Origin of the sequence: Aeromonas sp. R4-2, assembly GCF_040908295.1 — a bacterium.
Classification (GTDB): Bacteria; Pseudomonadota; Gammaproteobacteria; order Enterobacterales; family Aeromonadaceae; genus Aeromonas; species Aeromonas veronii.
The window spans coordinates 1-20,324 of the sequence record NZ_JBFODL010000023.1; the positions used below are offsets into that span (position 1 = coordinate 1).

At 55.1% G+C, this 20,324-nt stretch carries 18 protein-coding genes and 1 tRNA gene; all 19 read right to left on the minus strand.

The window, feature by feature from the left end:
• Window positions 1-1,169 (minus strand): elongation factor Tu (gene tuf / locus AB5Y99_RS18090; protein WP_368148301.1); only part of this gene is annotated, 1,169 nt, incomplete at its 3' end.
• 54 nt (window positions 1,170-1,223) lie between these two features.
• On the minus strand, window positions 1,224-3,329 hold the full coding sequence (gene fusA / locus AB5Y99_RS18095; protein WP_021229318.1) for an elongation factor G: 2,106 nt from the start codon (window positions 3,327-3,329) through the stop codon (window positions 1,224-1,226).
• A 75-nt stretch (window positions 3,330-3,404) separates the two neighbouring features.
• Window positions 3,405-3,875: a 30S ribosomal protein S7 gene (gene rpsG / locus AB5Y99_RS18100; protein ID WP_005339911.1), complete on the minus strand. Its 471-nt coding sequence runs from the start codon at window positions 3,873-3,875 to the stop codon at window positions 3,405-3,407.
• Between the two features lie 93 nt (window positions 3,876-3,968).
• The gene (gene rpsL, locus AB5Y99_RS18105; RefSeq protein WP_005306278.1) at window positions 3,969-4,343 is read right to left on the minus strand and encodes a 30S ribosomal protein S12; all 375 of its coding nucleotides are present in this window, start codon (window positions 4,341-4,343) and stop codon (window positions 3,969-3,971) included.
• Between the two features lie 182 nt (window positions 4,344-4,525).
• Window positions 4,526-4,804, minus strand: coding sequence for a sulfurtransferase complex subunit TusB (tusB, locus tag AB5Y99_RS18110; protein ID WP_005339909.1), 279 nt, complete (start codon window positions 4,802-4,804; stop codon window positions 4,526-4,528).
• 7 nt (window positions 4,805-4,811) lie between these two features.
• The gene (gene tusC / locus AB5Y99_RS18115; RefSeq protein ID WP_368210380.1) at window positions 4,812-5,171 is read right to left on the minus strand and encodes a sulfurtransferase complex subunit TusC; all 360 of its coding nucleotides are present in this window, start codon (window positions 5,169-5,171) and stop codon (window positions 4,812-4,814) included.
• Window positions 5,172-5,179: 8 nt separating this feature from the next.
• On the minus strand, window positions 5,180-5,572 hold the full coding sequence (gene tusD, locus AB5Y99_RS18120; RefSeq protein WP_058056197.1) for a sulfurtransferase complex subunit TusD: 393 nt from the start codon (window positions 5,570-5,572) through the stop codon (window positions 5,180-5,182).
• An 84-nt stretch (window positions 5,573-5,656) separates the two neighbouring features.
• Window positions 5,657-6,037, minus strand: coding sequence for a RidA family protein (locus tag AB5Y99_RS18125; RefSeq protein WP_019446597.1), 381 nt, complete (start codon window positions 6,035-6,037; stop codon window positions 5,657-5,659).
• A gap of 24 nt (window positions 6,038-6,061) precedes the next feature.
• Complete coding sequence (locus AB5Y99_RS18130; protein WP_005339902.1) at window positions 6,062-6,778, minus strand: transcriptional regulator; 717 nt, start codon at window positions 6,776-6,778, stop codon at window positions 6,062-6,064.
• Between the two features lie 194 nt (window positions 6,779-6,972).
• A complete protein-coding gene (gene rpoC / locus AB5Y99_RS18135) occupies window positions 6,973-11,277 on the minus strand; it encodes a DNA-directed RNA polymerase subunit beta' (RefSeq protein ID WP_005339899.1) in 4,305 nt (1,434 codons plus the stop codon).
• Between the two features lie 91 nt (window positions 11,278-11,368).
• Window positions 11,369-15,397, minus strand: coding sequence for a DNA-directed RNA polymerase subunit beta (gene rpoB / locus AB5Y99_RS18140; protein WP_005339897.1), 4,029 nt, complete (start codon window positions 15,395-15,397; stop codon window positions 11,369-11,371).
• 224 nt (window positions 15,398-15,621) lie between these two features.
• Complete coding sequence (rplL, locus tag AB5Y99_RS18145; RefSeq protein WP_005306304.1) at window positions 15,622-15,987, minus strand: 50S ribosomal protein L7/L12; 366 nt, start codon at window positions 15,985-15,987, stop codon at window positions 15,622-15,624.
• Between the two features lie 51 nt (window positions 15,988-16,038).
• Complete coding sequence (rplJ, locus tag AB5Y99_RS18150; protein ID WP_005339895.1) at window positions 16,039-16,539, minus strand: 50S ribosomal protein L10; 501 nt, start codon at window positions 16,537-16,539, stop codon at window positions 16,039-16,041.
• 256 nt (window positions 16,540-16,795) lie between these two features.
• On the minus strand, window positions 16,796-17,497 hold the full coding sequence (gene rplA, locus AB5Y99_RS18155; RefSeq protein WP_005339888.1) for a 50S ribosomal protein L1: 702 nt from the start codon (window positions 17,495-17,497) through the stop codon (window positions 16,796-16,798).
• Between the two features lie 4 nt (window positions 17,498-17,501).
• Complete coding sequence (rplK, locus tag AB5Y99_RS18160; protein ID WP_005339887.1) at window positions 17,502-17,930, minus strand: 50S ribosomal protein L11; 429 nt, start codon at window positions 17,928-17,930, stop codon at window positions 17,502-17,504.
• A gap of 134 nt (window positions 17,931-18,064) precedes the next feature.
• The gene (gene nusG / locus AB5Y99_RS18165; RefSeq protein ID WP_005306318.1) at window positions 18,065-18,616 is read right to left on the minus strand and encodes a transcription termination/antitermination protein NusG; all 552 of its coding nucleotides are present in this window, start codon (window positions 18,614-18,616) and stop codon (window positions 18,065-18,067) included.
• Between the two features lie 9 nt (window positions 18,617-18,625).
• Window positions 18,626-18,997: a preprotein translocase subunit SecE gene (gene secE, locus AB5Y99_RS18170; RefSeq protein ID WP_005306322.1), complete on the minus strand. Its 372-nt coding sequence runs from the start codon at window positions 18,995-18,997 to the stop codon at window positions 18,626-18,628.
• A 60-nt stretch (window positions 18,998-19,057) separates the two neighbouring features.
• A tRNA-Trp gene (locus AB5Y99_RS18175) sits at window positions 19,058-19,134 on the minus strand.
• A 53-nt stretch (window positions 19,135-19,187) separates the two neighbouring features.
• Window positions 19,188-20,324: elongation factor Tu (gene tuf, locus AB5Y99_RS18180; protein WP_115523187.1), on the minus strand; the 1,137-nt coding region annotated here is incomplete at its 5' end.

The window sequence follows — 20,324 nt, forward strand, 5'->3', positions numbered from 1 at the left end:
GCTACAACACCAGCACCTACGGTACGGCCACCTTCACGGATAGCGAAACGCAGGCCGTCGTCCATCGCGATCGGAGCAATCAGGGTAACAACCATCTTGATGTTGTCGCCCGGCATTACCATCTCTACGCCTTCCGGCAGTTCGATGGTACCGGTCACGTCGGTAGTACGGAAGTAGAACTGCGGACGGTAGCCTTTGAAGAACGGGGTATGACGACCACCTTCTTCTTTGGACAGCACGTACACTTCAGATTCGAACTTGGTGTGCGGCTTGATAGAACCCGGCTTGGCCAGTACCTGACCACGCTCTACGTCTTCACGCTTAACACCACGCAGCAGCGCGCCGATGTTCTCGCCTGCACGACCTTCGTCCAGCAGTTTGCGGAACATTTCAACACCGGTACAGGTGGTAGAAACGGTATCTTTGATACCAACGATTTCTACGGTCTCACCTACTTTAACGATACCGCGCTCTACACGACCGGTTACTACGGTACCACGGCCAGCGATAGAGAATACGTCTTCGATAGGCATCAGGAACGGCTGGTCAATCGCGCGCTCCGGCTCCGGGATGTAGGTATCCAGGTGGCCAGCCAGCTCGATGATCTTCTCTTCCCACTGAGCGTCGCCTTCCAGCGCTTTCAGTGCGGAACCGCGAACTACCGGCAGGTCATCACCCGGGAAGTCGTACTCGGTCAGCAGTTCACGAACTTCCATCTCAACCAGTTCGAGCAGCTCTTCGTCATCAACCATGTCACACTTGTTCATGAACACGATCATGTACGGGATACCAACCTGACGACCCAGCAGGATGTGCTCACGAGTCTGCGGCATCGGGCCGTCAGTCGCTGCTACTACCAGGATCGCGCCGTCCATCTGGGCAGCACCGGTGATCATGTTTTTAACGTAGTCGGCGTGACCCGGGCAATCTACGTGGGCGTAGTGACGGGTAGCGGTGTCGTATTCTACGTGGGAGGTGTTGATGGTGATACCACGCTCACGCTCTTCCGGTGCCTTGTCGATCTGGTCGAAGGCGAAAGCTTTACCACCGAAGTGCTTGGCCAGCACGTTGGTGATAGCTGCAGTCAGGGTGGTTTTACCGTGGTCAACGTGGCCGATGGTGCCGACGTTTACGTGCGGTTTATTACGCTCAAATTTTTCTTTAGACACGACGTAGTCCTTCTAGGTTAAACCCGCCTACCGTCGTAGGCGGGGAATCTTAAATTACTTGGATTTGCGCTCTTCGATCACGGCTTGTGCAACGTTGGTCGGTGCATCGTGATACTTGGCGAATTCCATGGCGTAGGAAGCACGACCCTGGGTAGCGGAACGCAGTGCAGTTGCATAACCGAACATTTCGGCCAGCGGCACCAGAGCACGTACGATCTTGCCGGACGGGCCATCTTCCATACCTTCGATCAGGCCACGACGACGGTTCAGGTCACCGATAACGTCGCCCATGTAATCTTCCGGAGTTTCAACTTCTACTTTCATGATCGGTTCGAGCAGAACCGGGTTGGCTTTCATGAAGCCAGCCTTAAAGGCCATGGAAGCAGCGATTTTGAACGCCAGTTCGGAAGAGTCGACATCATGGTAAGAACCGAAGTGCAGACGCACACCCAGATCCATAACCGGGTAACCAGCCAGCGGACCAGATTTGAGCTGCTCACGGATACCTTTATCAACACCCGGGATGAATTCACCAGGAATGACACCACCTTTGATGTCGTTGACGAATTCGTAGGCTTTGCCTTCTTCCAGCGGGTACATGTCGATAACAACATGACCGTACTGACCGCGACCACCAGACTGCTTGGCATGCTTGCCTTCGATGTCTTTTACGGTGGTACGGATGGTTTCACGGTAGGCAACCTGCGGCTTACCTACGTTGGCTTCAACCTTGAACTCGCGACGCATACGGTCAACGATGATGTCCAGGTGCAGCTCACCCATACCAGCGATGATGGTTTGACCTGACTCTTCGTCAGTCCATACGCGGAAGGACGGATCTTCCTGAGCCAGACGGCCCAGTGCCAGACCCATCTTCTCCTGGTCAGCCTTGGTTTTCGGCTCAACCGCGATAGAAATTACCGGCTCCGGGAATTCCATACGCTCGAGGATGATCGGTGCGTTCGGGTCACACAGGGTGTCACCAGTGGTCACGTCTTTCAGACCGATGGCAGCAGCGATGTCACCAGCGCGTACTTCTTTGATCTCTTCACGCTTGTTGGCATGCATCTGAACGATACGGCCAAAACGCTCGCGCTTGTCCTTGACGGAGTTCAGCACGGTGTCACCGGAGTTGATCACGCCAGAGTAGACACGGAAGAAGGTCAGGTTACCAACGAACGGGTCGGTAGCGATCTTGAACGCCAGAGCAGAGAACGGCTCGTCATCAGAAGCGTGACGCTCGTCTTTGGTCTCGCCGTCCATTTTCAGGCCGTCGATAGCAGCAACGTCGGTCGGAGCCGGCAGGTACTCGATCACGGCATCCAGCATTGCCTGTACGCCCTTGTTCTTGAACGCGGAGCCACAGGTTACCAGGATGATTTCGTTGTTCAGCACGCGCTGACGCAGAGCACCTTTGATCTCTTCCTCGGTCAGCTCTTCGCCGCCCAAGTATTTTTCCATCAGGTCTTCAGACGCTTCAGCAGCAGCTTCAACCAGATTCATGCGCATTTCTTGCGCCTGTTCCAGCAACTCGGCCGGGACGTCTTCGTAATCGAAGGATACGCCCTGATCAGCTTCATTCCAGTTGATCGCCTTCATCTTGACCAAGTCAACAACGCCCTTGAAGTTCTCTTCAGAGCCGATGTTCAGCTGAAGGGGAACCGGAGTACCTTTCAGACGGGTCTTGATGTGCTCAACGCAGCGCAGGAAGTTGGCGCCGGTACGGTCCATCTTGTTGACGAACGCGATACGGGGAACCTTGTACTTGTTAGCCTGACGCCATACGGTTTCAGACTGTGGCTGTACGCCACCTACGGCACAGTACACCATCACGGCACCGTCCAGAACACGCATTGAACGCTCTACTTCGATAGTAAAGTCAACGTGGCCCGGGGTATCGATGATGTTGATACGGTGCGGTTGGAACTGTTTACCCATACCGGACCAGAAAGCGGTGGTCGCGGCGGAGGTGATGGTGATACCACGCTCTTGTTCCTGTTCCATCCAGTCCATGGTGGCAGCGCCATCGTGAACTTCACCGATCTTGTGACTTACACCGGTGTAAAACAGTACGCGCTCGGTAGTAGTAGTCTTACCGGCGTCAATGTGAGCGGAGATACCGATGTTACGATAACGCTCAATGGGGGTTGTACGAGCCATTGTCATCCTCTTACTAAGGCGCTTGTCCCTAGATAATTAAAGGTGCGCAGAGTCAAAAGACCCTGCGCAAGCGGATTACCAGCGGAAGTGAGCGAAGGCTTTGTTCGCTTCAGCCATACGGTGAACGTCTTCACGTTTCTTGACAGACGAACCCTTATTGTCAGCGGCATCCAGCAGCTCGCCAGCCAGACGCTGAGCCATTGATTTTTCACCACGTTTACGAGCGGCATCAACCAACCAGCGCATTGCCAGGGCATTGCGACGTACCGGACGAACTTCTACCGGCACCTGATAGGTTGCACCACCGACGCGACGAGATTTAACCTCGACCGCCGGACGAATGTTATCCAGAGCTTCTTCGAATACGGCCAGGTGCTCTTTGCCAGATTTGGTGGCAATGATGTCCAGGGCGCCATAAACAATGGCTTCTGCAACAGATTTCTTACCGTCAACCATTACTACGTTGACAAATTTAGCCAGCAGCTCTGATCCGAACTTGGGATCTGGCAGGATTTTACGCTGACCAACAACACGACGTCTTGGCATTTCAAATTCTCCGTAACTTCAGGGATTACCCAAAACTAGAAAGCTATCTAACTAGAAACGAATTAACGTTTGGCCTTACTTAACGGAGAACCATTAAGCTTTAGGACGCTTCACGCCATACTTGGAGCGAGCCTGCTTACGGTCTTTAACACCGGCACAGTCCAACGCACCACGAACGGTGTGATAACGAACACCTGGCAAGTCTTTTACACGACCGCCACGGATCAGAACAACAGAGTGCTCTTGCAGGTTGTGACCTTCACCGCCGATGTAGGAGGTGACTTCGAAGCCGTTGGTCAGACGTACACGGCACACTTTACGCAGTGCAGAGTTAGGCTTCTTCGGGGTGGTGGTATATACACGAGTGCATACGCCACGCTTCTGAGGGCACGCTTCCAGCGCCGGCACGTTGCTTTTCACAACGAGCTTGATGCGTGGCTTGCGAACCAACTGGTTAATAGTTGCCATCAAAAGGCTCCTGATAATGACTTCATAAACGTGTGGAAAATCCTCCCCGCAGATACGGGGACGCGAAATTTTATGCCCTGTTGTCTGGGGAGTCAAGATTTATACAATTTGCGTCACAAAAGGGCAATTCGGATCCGTTTGATTTCACGACATCACATTGAATTATCTTGAAAATATGCTTCTCAGCCCCCCCAGGTGCGCGGGGAACCTTTTTGCGCAATCAGTGCCACCAGACCCGCCATATCGAGCACATTGCCCACCCGATGCTGCAAACCGCGAGCTTGCAGATCTTCCTGCATCACATAAAGCGGGATACCCGCCAGCCGCGCACTCCACTGGGGAGCCGATGCCGCAATCACGGCATCCTGCATCAGTACCAGCTCATCCTCGGGCTGAAGGTATGAGAGCGCCTCTGCCAGAGCCTGACTCTGAAAGGGGGAGTTCAATATCAGATGCAACATGGAGACCTCAAAAGCTGATGTGAGTCGAACATTGTGCCCAGTGCCGAGCCAGTTCCTGGCGCGGCAGACTCTCGATGGGGATCAGCAGATCATCCACTGTCACGCCACGCTCTGCCAGCGAGTCAGCACAAACATAGACCTCTTTGATGTCGTAGAGTTCCAGCATTTTGAAGGTGGGCGCGTAGTGGCGCTGCAAAATGGCGGCAGGCTGCTGCTCCTTGAGCAGTTGCAGCACACCGTCCCCAATCAGGAAGAGGGCCAGCTCATCGGTCATGGCCGAGGTGGCCAACAAGGCATCCAGTCCTTCCCGGCCGGCGGCATGGCCATGGGGGCCACGACTGCAGATAAAGGCGATTTTCTTGCTCATGACTCCCCCTAGAACTGAACCAACCGATCGGCGGTGAGCGCAGCCTCGGCCAACTGGCCCAGACCGCTCAGACAAAATGGCGGTTGCAGATTGAAGTGTACCTGCCCTGCCCCCTTGGCTTCCTGTTCATCGAGCACACCGCGTCGCATGGCAGCGGCGACGCAGACGTCGATACGGATCCCCTGCTCTGCTGCCAGCTCTCGCCACAGACGCACCAGGTCAGTCTCATCGGATGCAGGCAGATGCAGACCGTTGCCGTTGCAGACCCCATCCTGATAGAAGAACAGGTGGGACAAGGTATGCCCCTGTGCCAACAGGGTGCGGGCAAAACGATAGGCTGTGCTGGCCGATTGGGTGCCATAGGCAGGCCCCGTGACCAGGATGGCAAAACTCAGACTCATAGCAGGACTCCTGTGCTGACCCGGTCCATTTTACGCCAAAAACAAAAAAGCCCCTGCCAGGAGGGGCTTGATTCGCTCTGTTGATCAGAGATGGGCAATCGCCTCGACCTCGACCAGCACATCTTTCGGCAGACGGGCCACCTCCACGCAGGAGCGGGCTGGCGCAGCATCGCCAAAGTAGCGGGCATAGACCTGATTGAAGGCAACGAAGTTGTTCATGTCACTCAGGAAGCAAGTGGTTTTGACCACTTTGCTGGCATCAGCACCCGCAGCCTGCAACACGGCAACCAGATTCTTCATCACCCGCTCGGCCTGCTCTTCAATGCCGCCAGCCACGATTTCCATGGTGGCAGGATCGAGCGGGATCTGCCCGGAGGTGAAGATCATCTCGCCAACCTTGGTAGCCTGAACATACGGACCAATCGCGGCAGGCGCCTTGTCGGTTGCAATCACTTCTTTAGCCATTCATCTATCCCCTTCTGGAATGAGTTACTCGTTCTCGTCTTCACCCTGCTTGCGCTGTCGGATGTAAAGATAAACGGTATGTTTTGAAATATTGAGTTTGTCCGCCACCAGATTGATCGAATCCTTGATGTCGAAAATGCCCTTCTCGAACAGCTGGGTCACGATGAAGCGGTTCTTGGCATTGTTGGCCACGGTGGGATCGCGATTGATCTCGTCGATGGTGTTATCCACCGTCTGGGCAACCAGCTCTTCCACGCTGTTGGCGAAGGTCTCTGGTGACTGACGCGCCGCCTGCTGGGGCGTCGGGAAAAATTCGGCCACGAACTCGTGGAAAGGCGCATTGATGTGCAGGTTGATGCAAATAAGCCCCACCACTTGCCGCTCGCTGTTGCGAATGGCGATGGTGCTCGACTTCATCAGCGCGCCAGTACGGCTGCGAGCGAAATAGCTCTGGGTGTAATCCTGGCCGGTGCTCTCGATGTCCTTGAGCATGCGCAGGGCGAGATCGGTGATGGGCGCCCCGAGGGTGCGTCCGGTATTGAAGCCGTTGGCAATCTTGATCACCGACTCGTGCAGATTTTCCAGGGAGTGGAGTACCACTTCACAATGCTTGCCGAACAGCTCGGCCAAGCCATCGATGAGCCCATCGTATGAACGCAACAATTCCCTGTCTTCATCTGTAAAAGTGCGGCTGATCAGCTGTTCTTCGGGAAGCATGGCTTCCTCGATACCGACAGTCATGTTCTACCCCTGTAATAACCATTCAACTTTCCCGAGTTTTAAATTGCAGGGGAGCAAAGTCAACTTTTTTTGATTTTTTACTCTACAACTTTGCTCTGGATCATCCTGAAACCCGCGCTGCGTCTACCTTTGCCGAGGAATTGGCCAACAAAAAGGGCTCCTTGAAGGAGCCCTTTTTAATCACGGATGACGAGTTACTCTTCGTCGAAGCTACCGGCTGCGTTAAGCAGATCCGCCAGGTTCTGCTCCGCTTCATCAGCGGTCACCTGCGGGGTGCCAACAGCACGAGCTGCGGCAGCACGCTGGTTGATCCGGCTGTGGTGGTAGGCAAAGCCGGTACCAGCCGGGATCAGACGACCCACGATGACGTTCTCTTTCAGACCACGCAGTTCATCACGCTTGCCACCTACGGCGGCTTCGGTCAGAACGCGAGTGGTTTCCTGGAAGGAAGCCGCGGAGATGAAGGACTCGGTGCTCAGAGATGCCTTGGTAATACCCATCAGTACATGACGGTAGGTCGCAGGGGTCTTGCCCTCGGCAACCAGCTTACGGTTGGCAATCTTCACACGAGCCACTTCAACCTGTTCGCCTTCGATCAGATCGGTATCGCCAGCGCTCAGGATCTCGCACTTGCGCAGCATCTGACGAACGATGACTTCGATGTGCTTGTCGTTGATCTTAACGCCTTGCAGACGGTAAACGTCCTGCACTTCGTTGGCGATGTAGTTGGCGACCGGGCTGATACCGCGCAGACGCAGGATGTCGTGAGCAGACTCAGGACCGTCCGCCAGCACTTCACCCTTCTCAACTTTTTCACCTTCGAACACGTTCAGGTTACGCCACTTCGGAATCATCTCTTCGTAGACGTTGCCACCATCGGTCGGGGTGATGACCAGACGGCGTTTGCCCTTGGTCTCTTTCCCGAAGGAGATGGTACCGGAGATCTCGGCCAGAATTGCCGGTTCCTTCGGTTGACGTGCTTCGAACAGATCCGCAACGCGCGGCAGACCACCGGTGATGTCCTTGGTACCGCCGGACTCTTGCGGGATACGCGCTACCGCGTCACCCACGCCCACGTTGGCACCATCTTCCAGGTTCACGATCGCCTTGCCCGGCAGGAAGTACTGGGCGGCTACATCGGTACCCGGGATCATCACGTCTTTGCCGTTCAGGTCGACCAGTTTAACGGTCGGACGCATCTCTTTACCGGCGCTCGGACGCTCGTTGACGTCCAGTACGACGATAGAAGAGAGGCCGGTCAGCTCGTCGGTCTGACGAGTGATGGTCACGCCATCGATCATGTGTTCGAACTGCAGGCGACCTGCCACTTCGGTGATGATCGGGTGGGTGTGCGGATCCCAGTTGGCAACGGTCTCGCCAGCACTCACGGCCTGGCCGTCCTTCACTTCCAGCACGGAACCGTAAGGCAGCTTGTGGCTTTCCTTGGTACGGCCCATGTCGTCCATGATGGTCAGTTCGGTAGAACGTGAGGTGATAACCAGTTTGTCATCGCTGTTGTGAACGAACTTGGCGTTCTGCAGCTTGATGGTACCTGTGTTCTTGACCTGGATGCTGCTTTCAGCAGCGGCACGAGATGCAGCACCACCGATGTGGAACGTACGCATCGTCAGCTGGGTACCCGGTTCACCGATGGACTGGGCGGCGATAACACCGACAGCCTCACCCTTGTTAACCAGGTGACCACGGGCCAGATCACGGCCGTAGCAGTGAGCACAGTTACCGAAGTCGGTTTCACAGGTGATGGCAGAACGAACCTTCACACGGTCAACGGAGTTACGCTCCAGCAGGTCACACAGCTGCTCGTCGAGCAGGGTGTTGCGAGCAACCAGGATCTCGTCCTCGGTACCCGGCTTGATGACATCTTCTGCCACCACACGACCTAGCACGCGCTCACGCAGCGGCTCGACCACGTCGCCACCCTCGATCAGCGGAGTCATCCACAGACCGTCGGTAGTGCCGCAATCGTCCTCGGTGATCACCATGTCTTGCGCCACGTCTACCAGACGACGAGTCAGGTAACCGGAGTTCGCAGTCTTCAGTGCGGTATCCGCCAGACCCTTACGAGCACCGTGGGTAGAGATAAAGTACTGCAGTACGTTCAGACCTTCGCGGAAGTTCGCGATGATCGGGGTCTCGATGATGGAGCCATCCGGCTTGGCCATCAGGCCACGCATACCGGCCAGCTGACGGATCTGGGCGGCGGAACCACGCGCACCAGAGTCGGCCATCATAAAGATGCTGTTGAACGAGGCCTGCTCTTCTTCTTCACCCAGCGAGTTAACGTTACGCTCTTTGGACAAGTTCTCCATCATGGCCTTGGAGACGCGCTCGTTGGCGCTGGCCCAGATATCGATAACCTTGTTGTAACGCTCGCCCGCAGTTACCAGACCAGACAGGAACTGGTCCTGGATCTCGGCAACTTCGGCTTCGGCTGCTGCAATGATGTCTTTCTTGGCATCCGGGATGACCATGTCATCGATACCAACGGAAGCACCGGACAGGGCCGCGTAGTGGAAACCGGTATACATCAGCTGGTCAGCGAAGATAACGGTGTCCTTCAGGCCCTGCTTGCGATAGCAGGTGTTCAGCAGACGGGAGATGAGCTTTTTGCCCAGCGCCTTGTTGGATACGCACTTGATCCAGTTCTGCGGATTGGCATCCAGATCAGCCTGTTCTGCAGCAGTCAGCACCTTCGGCTCATCGATCAGGGCGTATTCCATGCCTTTCGGCAGGATCAGGCTCAGGATCGCACGACCAACGGTGGTGTTCTTCATCTCGGTGTGTTCACGCAGAGAACCGTCTTCCTGACGCAGGTATTCGGTAATGCGTACTTTCACACGAGCATGCAGATCGGCCAGACCGGCGCGATATACTTTCTCGGCTTCTTTCGGGCCGGCCAGCACCATACCTTCGCCTTTGGCGTTGATACGGGCACGGGTCATGTAGTACAGACCCAAGACCACGTCCTGAGAAGGAACGATGATCGGCTCACCGGAGGCAGGCGACAGGATGTTGTTGGTAGACATCATCAGCGCACGCGCTTCCAGCTGGGCTTCCAGGGTCAGCGGTACGTGGACCGCCATCTGGTCACCATCGAAGTCCGCGTTATACGCAGCACAAACCAGCGGGTGCAGCTGGATTGCCTTGCCTTCGACCAGAGTCGGTTCGAATGCCTGGATACCCAGACGGTGCAGAGTCGGTGCACGGTTCAGCAGAACCGGGTGTTCGCGGATCACTTCGTCCAGGATATCCCAAACGACAGCTTCCTCGCGCTCCACCATCTTCTTGGCGGCCTTGATAGTGGTCGCCAGACCGCGGGTTTCCAGCTTGCCATAGATGAACGGCTTGAACAGTTCCAGAGCCATTTTCTTCGGCAGACCGCACTGATGCAGGCGCAGGGTCGGGCCTACGGTGATAACGGAACGACCAGAGTAGTCGACTCGTTTACCCAGCAGGTTTTGACGGAAACGACCTTGCTTACCCTTGATCATGTCGGCCAAGGATTTCAGCGGGCGCTTGTTGGAACCGGTGATGGCACGACCGCGACGGCCGTTATCCAGCAGCGCATCGACGGACTCTTGCAGCATACGCTTTTCGTTGCGCACGATGATGTCCGGAGCAGCCAGATCCAGCAGACGCTTCAAGCGGTTGTTACGGTTGATCACGCGACGGTACAGATCGTTCAGATCGGAAGTCGCGAAACGGCCGCCGTCCAGCGGTACCAGCGGACGCAGGTCCGGCGGCAGCACAGGCAGCACTGTCATGATCATCCACTCCGGCTTGTTGCCGGACTGCAGGAAAGCTTCCATCAGCTTCAGACGCTTGGTGGTCTTCTTGCGCTTGGTCTCGGAGTTGGTCTGATCCAGCTCCTCACGCATGGTTTTGACTTCACCTTCCAGATCGATAGCGCGCAGCAATGCCAGGATTGCTTCGGCACCCATCTTGGCGTCAAATTCGTCGCCCCACTCTTCCAGCGCATCCAGGTACTGCTCTTCAGAGAGCATCTGGCTGCGTTCGAGGTTGGTCATGCCCGGCTCGATTACGACGAAAGATTCGAAGTAAAGCACGCGCTCGATGTCGCGCAGGGTCATGTCCAGCAGCAGACCGATACGGGACGGCAGGGACTTCAGGAACCAGATGTGGGCAGTCGGGCTGGCCAGCTCGATGTGGCCCATACGCTCACGACGGACCTTGGTCTGGGTCACTTCAACGCCGCACTTCTCACAGATCACACCACGGTGTTTCAGGCGCTTGTACTTGCCGCACAGACACTCGTAGTCCTTCACCGGTCCGAAGATACGGGCGCAGAACAGACCATCACGCTCCGGCTTGAAAGTCCGGTAGTTGATGGTCTCAGGCTTTTTGACCTCACCGAATGACCAGGAGCGGATCATGTCAGGAGAGGCCAGACCGATCTTGATACTGTCAAACTCTTCGGTCTTGGTCTGAGCCTTCAAAAACTTGAGTAAGTCTTTCACGTGTTTCCCCTGTCAGGAGTCTAACCTCGGCGCCCCGGCTGCCAAAACAGCGGGGCGCCCACGTCAATTCTCGAACAATAAGAGCGAGCTCTTACTCTTCGTCCAGCTCGATGTTGATACCCAGAGAGCGGATTTCCTTCAGCAATACGTTGAAGGATTCGGGCATGCCCGGCTCCATACGGTGGTCGCCATCCACGATGTTCTTATACATCTTGGTACGGCCATTCACATCGTCAGACTTGACGGTCAGCATTTCCTGCAGGGTATATGCCGCACCGTAAGCCTCCAGGGCCCACACTTCCATCTCACCGAAACGCTGACCACCGAACTGAGCCTTACCACCCAGCGGCTGCTGGGTAACCAGGCTGTAAGAACCGGTAGAACGCGCGTGCATCTTGTCGTCGACCAAGTGGTTCAGCTTGAGCATGTACATGTAACCAACGGTTACTTTACGCTCGAAGCGGTTACCGGTACGGCCATCGAACAGATCAATCTGACCGGATTCCGGCAGATCGGCCAGCTTCAGCAGGGCTTTGATTTCGCGCTCTTTGGCACCATCAAAGACCGGAGTAGCAACCGGCAGACCCTTACGCAGGTTACCCACCAGAGTACGTACGTCGTCGTCAGACAGTTCGGCGATGTTCACTTGCTGGGTGTCCTTCTCGCCCAGGTCGTAGACCTGTTGCAGGAAGTTGCGCATCTCGTGCAGCTCGCGCTGCTCTTTGACCATGCGATCGATCTTCTCGCCGATCCCCTTGGCCGCAAGGCCCAGGTGCACTTCGAGGATCTGACCGATGTTCATACGGGATGGTACGCCCAACGGGTTCAGTACGATGTCGACCGGACGGCCGAACTCGTCATGAGGCATATCCTCGACCGGACAGATCTTGGAGATAACACCCTTGTTACCGTGACGGCCCGCCATCTTGTCACCCGGCTGGATGCGACGCTTGACTGCCAGATAAACCTTGACGATTTTCAGTACGCCCGGCGCCAGATCATCACCCTGGATAATCTTGCGACGCTTGTTCTCGAATTTCTTGTCGAACTCGGCTTTCAGCTCAACGTGCTGTTCAGCGATCTGTTCCAGTTCGGTCTGCTTGCCTTCGTCTTCGATGGCCAGTTCAAACCACTTGGAGCGATCGAGCTTGTTCAGACGATCTTCGCTGTAACCGGCGGCCAGCAGCAGGTTGCGGGAGCGGCCGAAAATGCCGTCTTCCAGGATCTTGAACTCTTCGGTCAAGTCCTTCTTCGCTTCCTTCAGCTGCATCTCTTCGATTTCTTTGGCGCGCTTGTCTTTTTCCACGCCATCGCGGGTAAAGACCTGCACGTCAACCACGGTACCGTACACACCGTTCGGTACACGCAGGGAGGAGTCCTTCACATCGGACGCCTTCTCACCGAAGATGGCGCGCAGCAGCTTCTCTTCCGGCGTCAGCTGGGTTTCACCTTTCGGGGTTACCTTACCGACCAGAATGTCGCCGCCCTTCACTTCGGCACCCACGTAGACGATACCGGACTCGTCCAGCTTGGACAGAGCGGCTTCACCCACGTTCGGGATGTCAGCAGTGATCTCTTCCGGACCCAGCTTGGTGTCACGGGAGATACAGGCCAGTTCCTGGATATGGATGGTGGTCAGGCGATCTTCCTGAACAACACGCTCGTTCACCAGGATCGAGTCTTCGAAGTTGTAACCGTTCCACGGCATGAACGCGACGCGCATGTTCTGACCGAGCGCCAGTTCACCCAGGTCGGTGGACGGGCCGTCAGCCAGTACGTCGCCAGCCATGACCGGCTCACCCAACATCACGCAAGGACGCTGGTTGATACAGGTGTTCTGGTTGGAACGGGTGTATTTGGTCAGGTTGTAGATGTCGATACCGGCTTCGCCTGGCATCAGCTCATCTTCATTGACCTTCAGGACGATACGGGAGGCATCGACATAGTCGATTACGCCGCCACGCTTGGCCACTACGGTTACACCGGAGTCAACGGCCACAGCGCGTTCCATACCGGTACCAACCAGCGGCTTGTCAGCACGCAGAGTCGGTACAGCCTGACGTTGCATGTTTGAACCCATCAATGCGCGGTTCGCGTCATCGTGTTCCAGGAACGGGATCAGAGCCGCTGCCACAGATACGATCTGCTGCGGGCTCACGTCCATATACTGGATCTGGTCGGCGTTCATAAAGGTGGATTCACCTTTGTGACGGCACGGGATCAATTCATCTTTCAGACGGCCATCTTCGGTGGTCGCGGCGTTAGCCTGTGCGATCACGTACTTGCCTTCTTCAATAGCAGACAGGTAGTCCACTTCGTCGGTGATCACACCGTCAATGACCTTACGGTACGGGGTCTCGAGGAAACCGTACTCGTTGGTACGAGAGTACACGGACAGAGAGTTGATCAGACCGATGTTCGGACCTTCAGGAGTCTCGATAGGGCACAGACGACCGTAGTGGGTCGGGTGTACGTCTCGGACTTCAAAGCCGGCACGCTCACGAGTCAAACCGCCCGGGCCCAGCGCGGAAATACGACGCTTGTGGGTCACTTCGGAGAGCGGGTTGTTCTGGTCCATAAACTGGGACAGCTGGCTGGAACCAAAGAACTCTTTGACTGCGGCGGAGATCGGCTTGGCGTTGATCAGATCCTGCGGCATCAGGGTGTCCAGGTCGCCCAGGGAGAGACGCTCCTTGACCGCACGCTCGACACGCACCAGACCTACGCGGAACTGGTTTTCAGCCATTTCACCGACAGAACGGATACGACGGTTACCCAAGTGGTCGATATCGTCCACTTCGTCGTTACCGTTACGGATGTCGATCAGGCGCTTCATCACATCGACGATGTCGTCTTTGGTCAGTACACCAGCGCCAGTCTCGTCTTCACGACCCAGACGGCGGTTGAACTTCATCCGACCTACGGTAGACAGGTCGTAACGCTCGGCGGAGAAGAACAGGTTTTCGAACAGCTGTTCTGCAGCTTCGCGAGTAGGCGGCTCGCCCGGACGCATCATGCGATAGATCTCGACCAGCGCTTCCAAACGGTTGGAGCTGGAGTCGACACGCAGGGTCTCGGACATGTAGGCACCGTGATCCAGTTCGTTGGTGAACAGAACCTCGAAATGCTTGAAGCCGGCTTGGGACAGGTTGGCGATCGCTTCCAGGCTCAGCGCCTGGTTGGCGGTCACGACCATCTCGCCAGTTTGCGGATGTGCGTAGTCCTTGGCAGCAACTTTGCCAACAACATACTCAACCGGCACCTCAATCTGGGTAACGGCGTCTTTTTCCAACTGACGGATGTGACGCGCAGTCACACGACGACCGGTCTCAACCACCACGGCGCCATTGGCCACGATGTCAAAGGTCGCAGTTTCACCACGCAGACGCTCCGGCACCAGATCCATCATCAACTTGCCATCTTTTACTTCAAAACCAATGGTCTCGAAGAAGGTGGCCAGGATTTGTTCGGAAGTGAAGTCCAGGGCGCGCAGAATAATGGATGCTGGCAGTTTGCGACGACGGTCGATACGGACAAACAGGTTGTCTTTCGCATCGAACTCGAAGTCCAGCCAGGAGCCACGGTAGGGGATAACGCGAGCGTTATACAGTACCTTACCGGATGAATGAGTTTTGCCTTTATCGTGGTCGAAGAAGACGCCCGGGCTGCGGTGCAGCTGGGAGACGATAACCCGCTCGGTACCATTGATAACAAAGGTGCCGTTCTCGGTCATGAGCGGAATTTCGCCCATGTATACTTCTTGTTCCTTGATGTCTTTGACGGTGCCGGCAGCTGCTTCACGGTCGTACAGAACCATACGAAGCTTGACACGCAGCGGCGCGGAGTAGGTCACTCCACGGATCTGGCATTCTTTTACGTCAAATACCGGCTCACCCAGGCGATAGCTGACATACTGAAGCTCAGCACTACCGGAGTAACTGGTGATCGGGAAAACGCTACGGAAAGCGGCCTCTAGGCCATATTCACCTTCCGGGTCAGCCTCGATGAACTGCTTGAAGGAGTCCAGCTGAATGGACAACAGATAAGGCGTGTCCAGTACCTGGTCTCGCTTACCGAAGTCCTTACGAATGCGTTTTTTTTCGGTATAAGAGTAAACCATAGGGTTCCTCAGCTCGCTGATAAGTGACCCACTCTGTCCCGCGGGACAGCTCTGTCTCAACACCGTTTTGTGTTGGCCCGGACGAAAGAAGACAGTCCGGATTGCTGGTGCACCGAGAGTCGTAAACGGTGTGAAATGCTCTCAGTCTACAGCGCAAAAAGGCTGGTGAACAAAAATTCACCAGCCCTAGCCTGTTTTATCAGGCTAATCTACATAAATGCAGATTATTTGATCTCAACAGAAGCACCGGCAGCTTCCAGCTCTTTCTTCAGAGCTTCAGCTTCGTCCTTGGACACGCCTTCCTTCAGGTTAGCCGGAGCAGCTTCTACCAGATCTTTGGCTTCTTTCAGGCCCAGACCGGTAGCGCCACGAACGGCTTTGATAACGGCAACTTTGTTGGCGCCAGCAGCAGTCAGAACTACGTCGAACTCGGTCTTCTCTTCTACTGCTTCAGCAGCAGCCGGGCCAGCCATTACGGCAGCAGCGGCAGAAACACCGAACTTCTCTTCCATAGCTTCGATCAGCTCAACAACTTCCATTACGGACATGGAAGCAACGGCTTCGATGATTTGGTCTTTAGTGATAGACATGACAAAAATTCCTGATGTTGAATAAACTCAAACAGCCTAGATAGGCGAGAATCAAGCAGCAGCTTGTTTCTGGTCGCGAACAGCAGCGATAGTACGAACCAGCTTGCCAGCAGAGGCTTCTTTCATAGTCGCCATCAACTTCGCAATTGCTTCTTCGTAAGTCGGCAGCGTGGCCAGACGATCAATTTGTGCTGCGGCGATAAACTCACCGTTAAAAGCGCCAGCCTTGATTTCGAACTTTTGGTTCGCTTTGGCAAACTCTTTGAACAGACGAGCAGCAGCGCCCGGGTGTTCGTTAGAGAAAGCAATCAAGGTAGGACCGGTAAATGCGTCGTTCAGGCACTCGTATTCGGTACCTTCTACCGCGCGACGCAGCAGGGTGTTACGCACAACGCGCATGTACACACCGGCTTCACGAGCGGTTTTACGCAGGACGGTCATCTTGTCTACAGTTACACCGCGAGAATCGGCAACAACTGCAGAAAGAGCGCCTTTGGCAGCTTCGTTGACTTCAGCAACAATTGCCTTTTTGTCTTCGAGTCCCAATGCCATTGGCTTAACTCCTGGATTGAATCCGGGTCTATTGACCCAGTACTGACACATCCCCCCTACCTTTACAACAGAGGGGAACGATGCGGTAGCAGGATTCCAGAAGAGAAAGAATCTTTCTCGCTGGGTTTCCGGCACCGTCTACGCAGGAAACATTAAGGCTTTGCAGCCTCCTGCGGTCTTGGACGGAGGTCGAAACCCCCAACCAATCAAGGCGCAAAATTATAGATTAAATTTTGCGCCTTGTAAAACCCATCAATTAGGCCTGAGCTTCCAGAGAAGCTTGGTCTACGGCAACACCGGCACCCATGGTGGTGGAGATGCTGACTTTCTTGATGAATTGACCTTTGGCGGAAGAGGGCTTGCCTTTTTTCAGGGCAACCAGCAGAGCTTCCAAGTTTTCTTTCAGCTGAACTTCGTTGAAAGAAACCTTACCCAGAGTGGTATGGATGATACCATTCTTGTCGTTACGGTAACGAACCTGACCAGCCTTGGCGTTCTTGACAGCTTCGGCAACGTTAGGAGTTACAGTACCAACTTTCGGGTTCGGCATCAGGCCGCGCGGGCCCAGGATTTGACCCAGTTGACCAACAACGCGCATTGCATCCGGGGATGCGATAACTACGTCGAAGTTCATCTCGCCTTTCTTAACCAGATCGGCCAGGTCATCCATACCTACCAGGTCAGCACCGGCAGCTTTTGCTGCTTCGGCGTTGGCACCTTGAGTAAATACGGCAACGCGTACATCACGACCGGTACCGTGCGGCAGTACAGTAGCACCACGTACGTTCTGGTCAGATTTACGAGCGTCGATACCCAGGTTGACAGCAACGTCAACGCTTTCAACGAACTTGGCGGTAGCCAGTTCTTTCAGCAGGGCAATGGCTTCGTTGATGGAGTACTCTTTGGTACCGTCAACTTTTTCGCGAATAACGCGCATACGCTTGGAAAGTTTAGCCATTGTCTTAATCCTCCACTACCAGACCCATGGAACGAGCGGAGCCTGCGATGCAACGTACTTTTGCATCCAGATCGGCACCAGTCATATCCGGCTCTTTGGTCTTGGCGATTTCTTGCAGCTGGGCAACGGTCACCTTACCAACCTTGTCTTTGTTCGGCTTGGAAGAACCAGACTTGATGCCAGCGGCTTTCTTCAGCAGGAAGGAAGCAGGCGGAGTCTTGGTTTCGAAGGTGAAGGAACGGTCGCTGTAAACGGTGATCACGACCGGAGTCGGTGAACCTTTTTCCAGCTTCTCTGTACGAGCGTTGAACGCCTTACAGAATTCCATGATGTTAACACCGTGTTGACCCAGTGCAGGACCAACGGGAGGAGACGGGTTGGCTGCACCAGCAGCAACCTGCAGCTTGATATAAGCTGTGACTTTCTTAGCCATTAGGAAATTACCTCAAATATGGGTTCTAGCGCCTCGGAGACTTGCTCCTGCAAACGGCTCCCCAACTAATAAAGGGGCAGCGAATTATAGAGATATTCGCTGCCCCTGACAACCGTTAAACGTACAGAATTCAATCAGCCTTTTTCGACCTGACCAAAATCCAGTTCAACAGGAGTAGAACGACCGAAGATCAGTACAGAGACCTTCACGCGGCTCTTCTCATAATCGACCTCTTCAACGGTACCGTTGAAGTCGGCAAACGGACCATCAGCAACCCGCACCATTTCACCCGGTTCAAACAGGGTTTTCGGACGCGGCTTGTCGTGGGCATCCTGCAGACGGTTCAGGATGGCATCGGCCTCTTTGTCGGAGATCGGTGCCGGACGGTCGGAAGTACCGCCGATGAAGCCCATTACACGCGGTACGTTACGCACCAGGTGCCATGTGGTTTCATCCATGATCATCTGGACCAGGACATAACCCGGGAAAAACTTGCGCTCACTCTTGCGCTTCTGGCCAGCACGCATCTCGACCACTTCTTCGGTCGGGACCAGTACTTCACCGAACATGTCTTCCATGCCATGCATCTTGATATGTTCACGCAGGGACTTGGCTACACGGCCTTCATAGCCGGAAAAAGCCTGCACGACATACCATCTCATACGTTGTTCACGTTGTTCAGTCATGGCTTATCCTTACACACCGGTAATCAGGTTGACCAACCAGACCAAGGCACCGTCCAGAACGAACAGCAGCAGCCCCATCACGGCGGTCACCGCCAGCACAATCAGGGTTGTCTGAATGGCTTCCTGACGGGTCGGCCATACGACCTTGCGGACTTCCAGGCGAGACTCACGGGCGAATGCCAGTGTTGCCTTTCCCTTGGTGGTTTGCAGGGCTACTGCACCAGCAGCAGCAATGACAACGACCACACCCAGGGCGCGGACGGCAGCGACAACATCGTTGAGCAGGTAATTACCCACTACAGCGGCCGCCAGGATAATGAAAACCAGGCCCCAAAGCAGGGTATCCTTGCTTCCGCCCTGGCTCTCAGAACTAACACTCATACAACCCACCTGTATCTGACGTAACCAAAGACACAAAAGCCCCGTACGAGACGAGGTATATGGCAGGGGCGGCAGGACTCGAACCCGCAACCATCGGTTTTGGAGACCGCTGTTCTACCAATTCGAACTACGCCCCTACACAAGAAAGCCCCTATTATAGGGGCTTTGCTTTATTTATGTAAGCCAAAGATTAAGCGATTACGCTGGCTACAACACCAGCACCTACGGTACGGCCACCTTCACGGATAGCGAAACGCAGGCCGTCGTCCATCGCGATCGGAGCAATCAGGGTAACAACCATCTTGATGTTGTCGCCCGGCATTACCATCTCTACGCCTTCCGGCAGTTCGATGGTACCGGTCACGTCGGTAGTACGGAAGTAGAACTGCGGACGGTAGCCTTTGAAGAACGGGGTATGACGACCACCTTCTTCTTTGGACAGCACGTACACTTCAGATTCGAACTTGGTGTGCGGCTTGATAGAACCCGGCTTGGCCAGTACCTGACCACGCTCTACGTCTTCACGCTTAACACCACGCAGCAGCGCGCCGATGTTCTCGCCTGCACGACCTTCGTCCAGCAGTTTGCGGAACATTTCAACACCGGTACAGGTGGTAGAAACGGTATCTTTGATACCAACGATTTCTACGGTCTCACCTACTTTAACGATACCGCGCTCTACACGACCGGTTACTACGGTACCACGGCCAGCGATAGAGAATACGTCTTCGATAGGCATCAGGAACGGCTGGTCAATCGCGCGCTCCGGCTCCGGGATGTAGGTATCCAGGTGGCCAGCCAGCTCGATGATCTTCTCTTCCCACTGAGCGTCGCCTTCCAGCGCTTTCAGTGCGGAACCGCGAACTACCGGCAGGTCATCACCCGGGAAGTCGTACTCGGTCAGCAGTTCACGAACTTCCATCTCAACCAGTTCGAGCAGCTCTTCGTCATCAACCATGTCACACTTGTTCATGAACACGATCATGTACGGGATACCAACCTGACGACCCAGCAGGATGTGCTCACGAGTCTGCGGCATCGGGCCGTCAGTCGCTGCTACTACCAGGATCGCGCCGTCCATCTGGGCAGCACCGGTGATCATGTTTTTAACGTAGTCGGCGTGACCCGGGCAATCTACGTGGGCGTAGTGACGGGTAGCGGTGTCGTATTCTACGTGGGAGGTGTTGATGGTGATACCACGCTCACGCTCTTCCGGTGCCTTGTCGATCTGGTCGAAGGCGAAAGCTTTACCACCGAAGTGCTTGGCCAGCACGTTGGTGATAGCTGCAGTCAGGGTGGTTTTACCGTGGTCAACGTGGCCGATGGT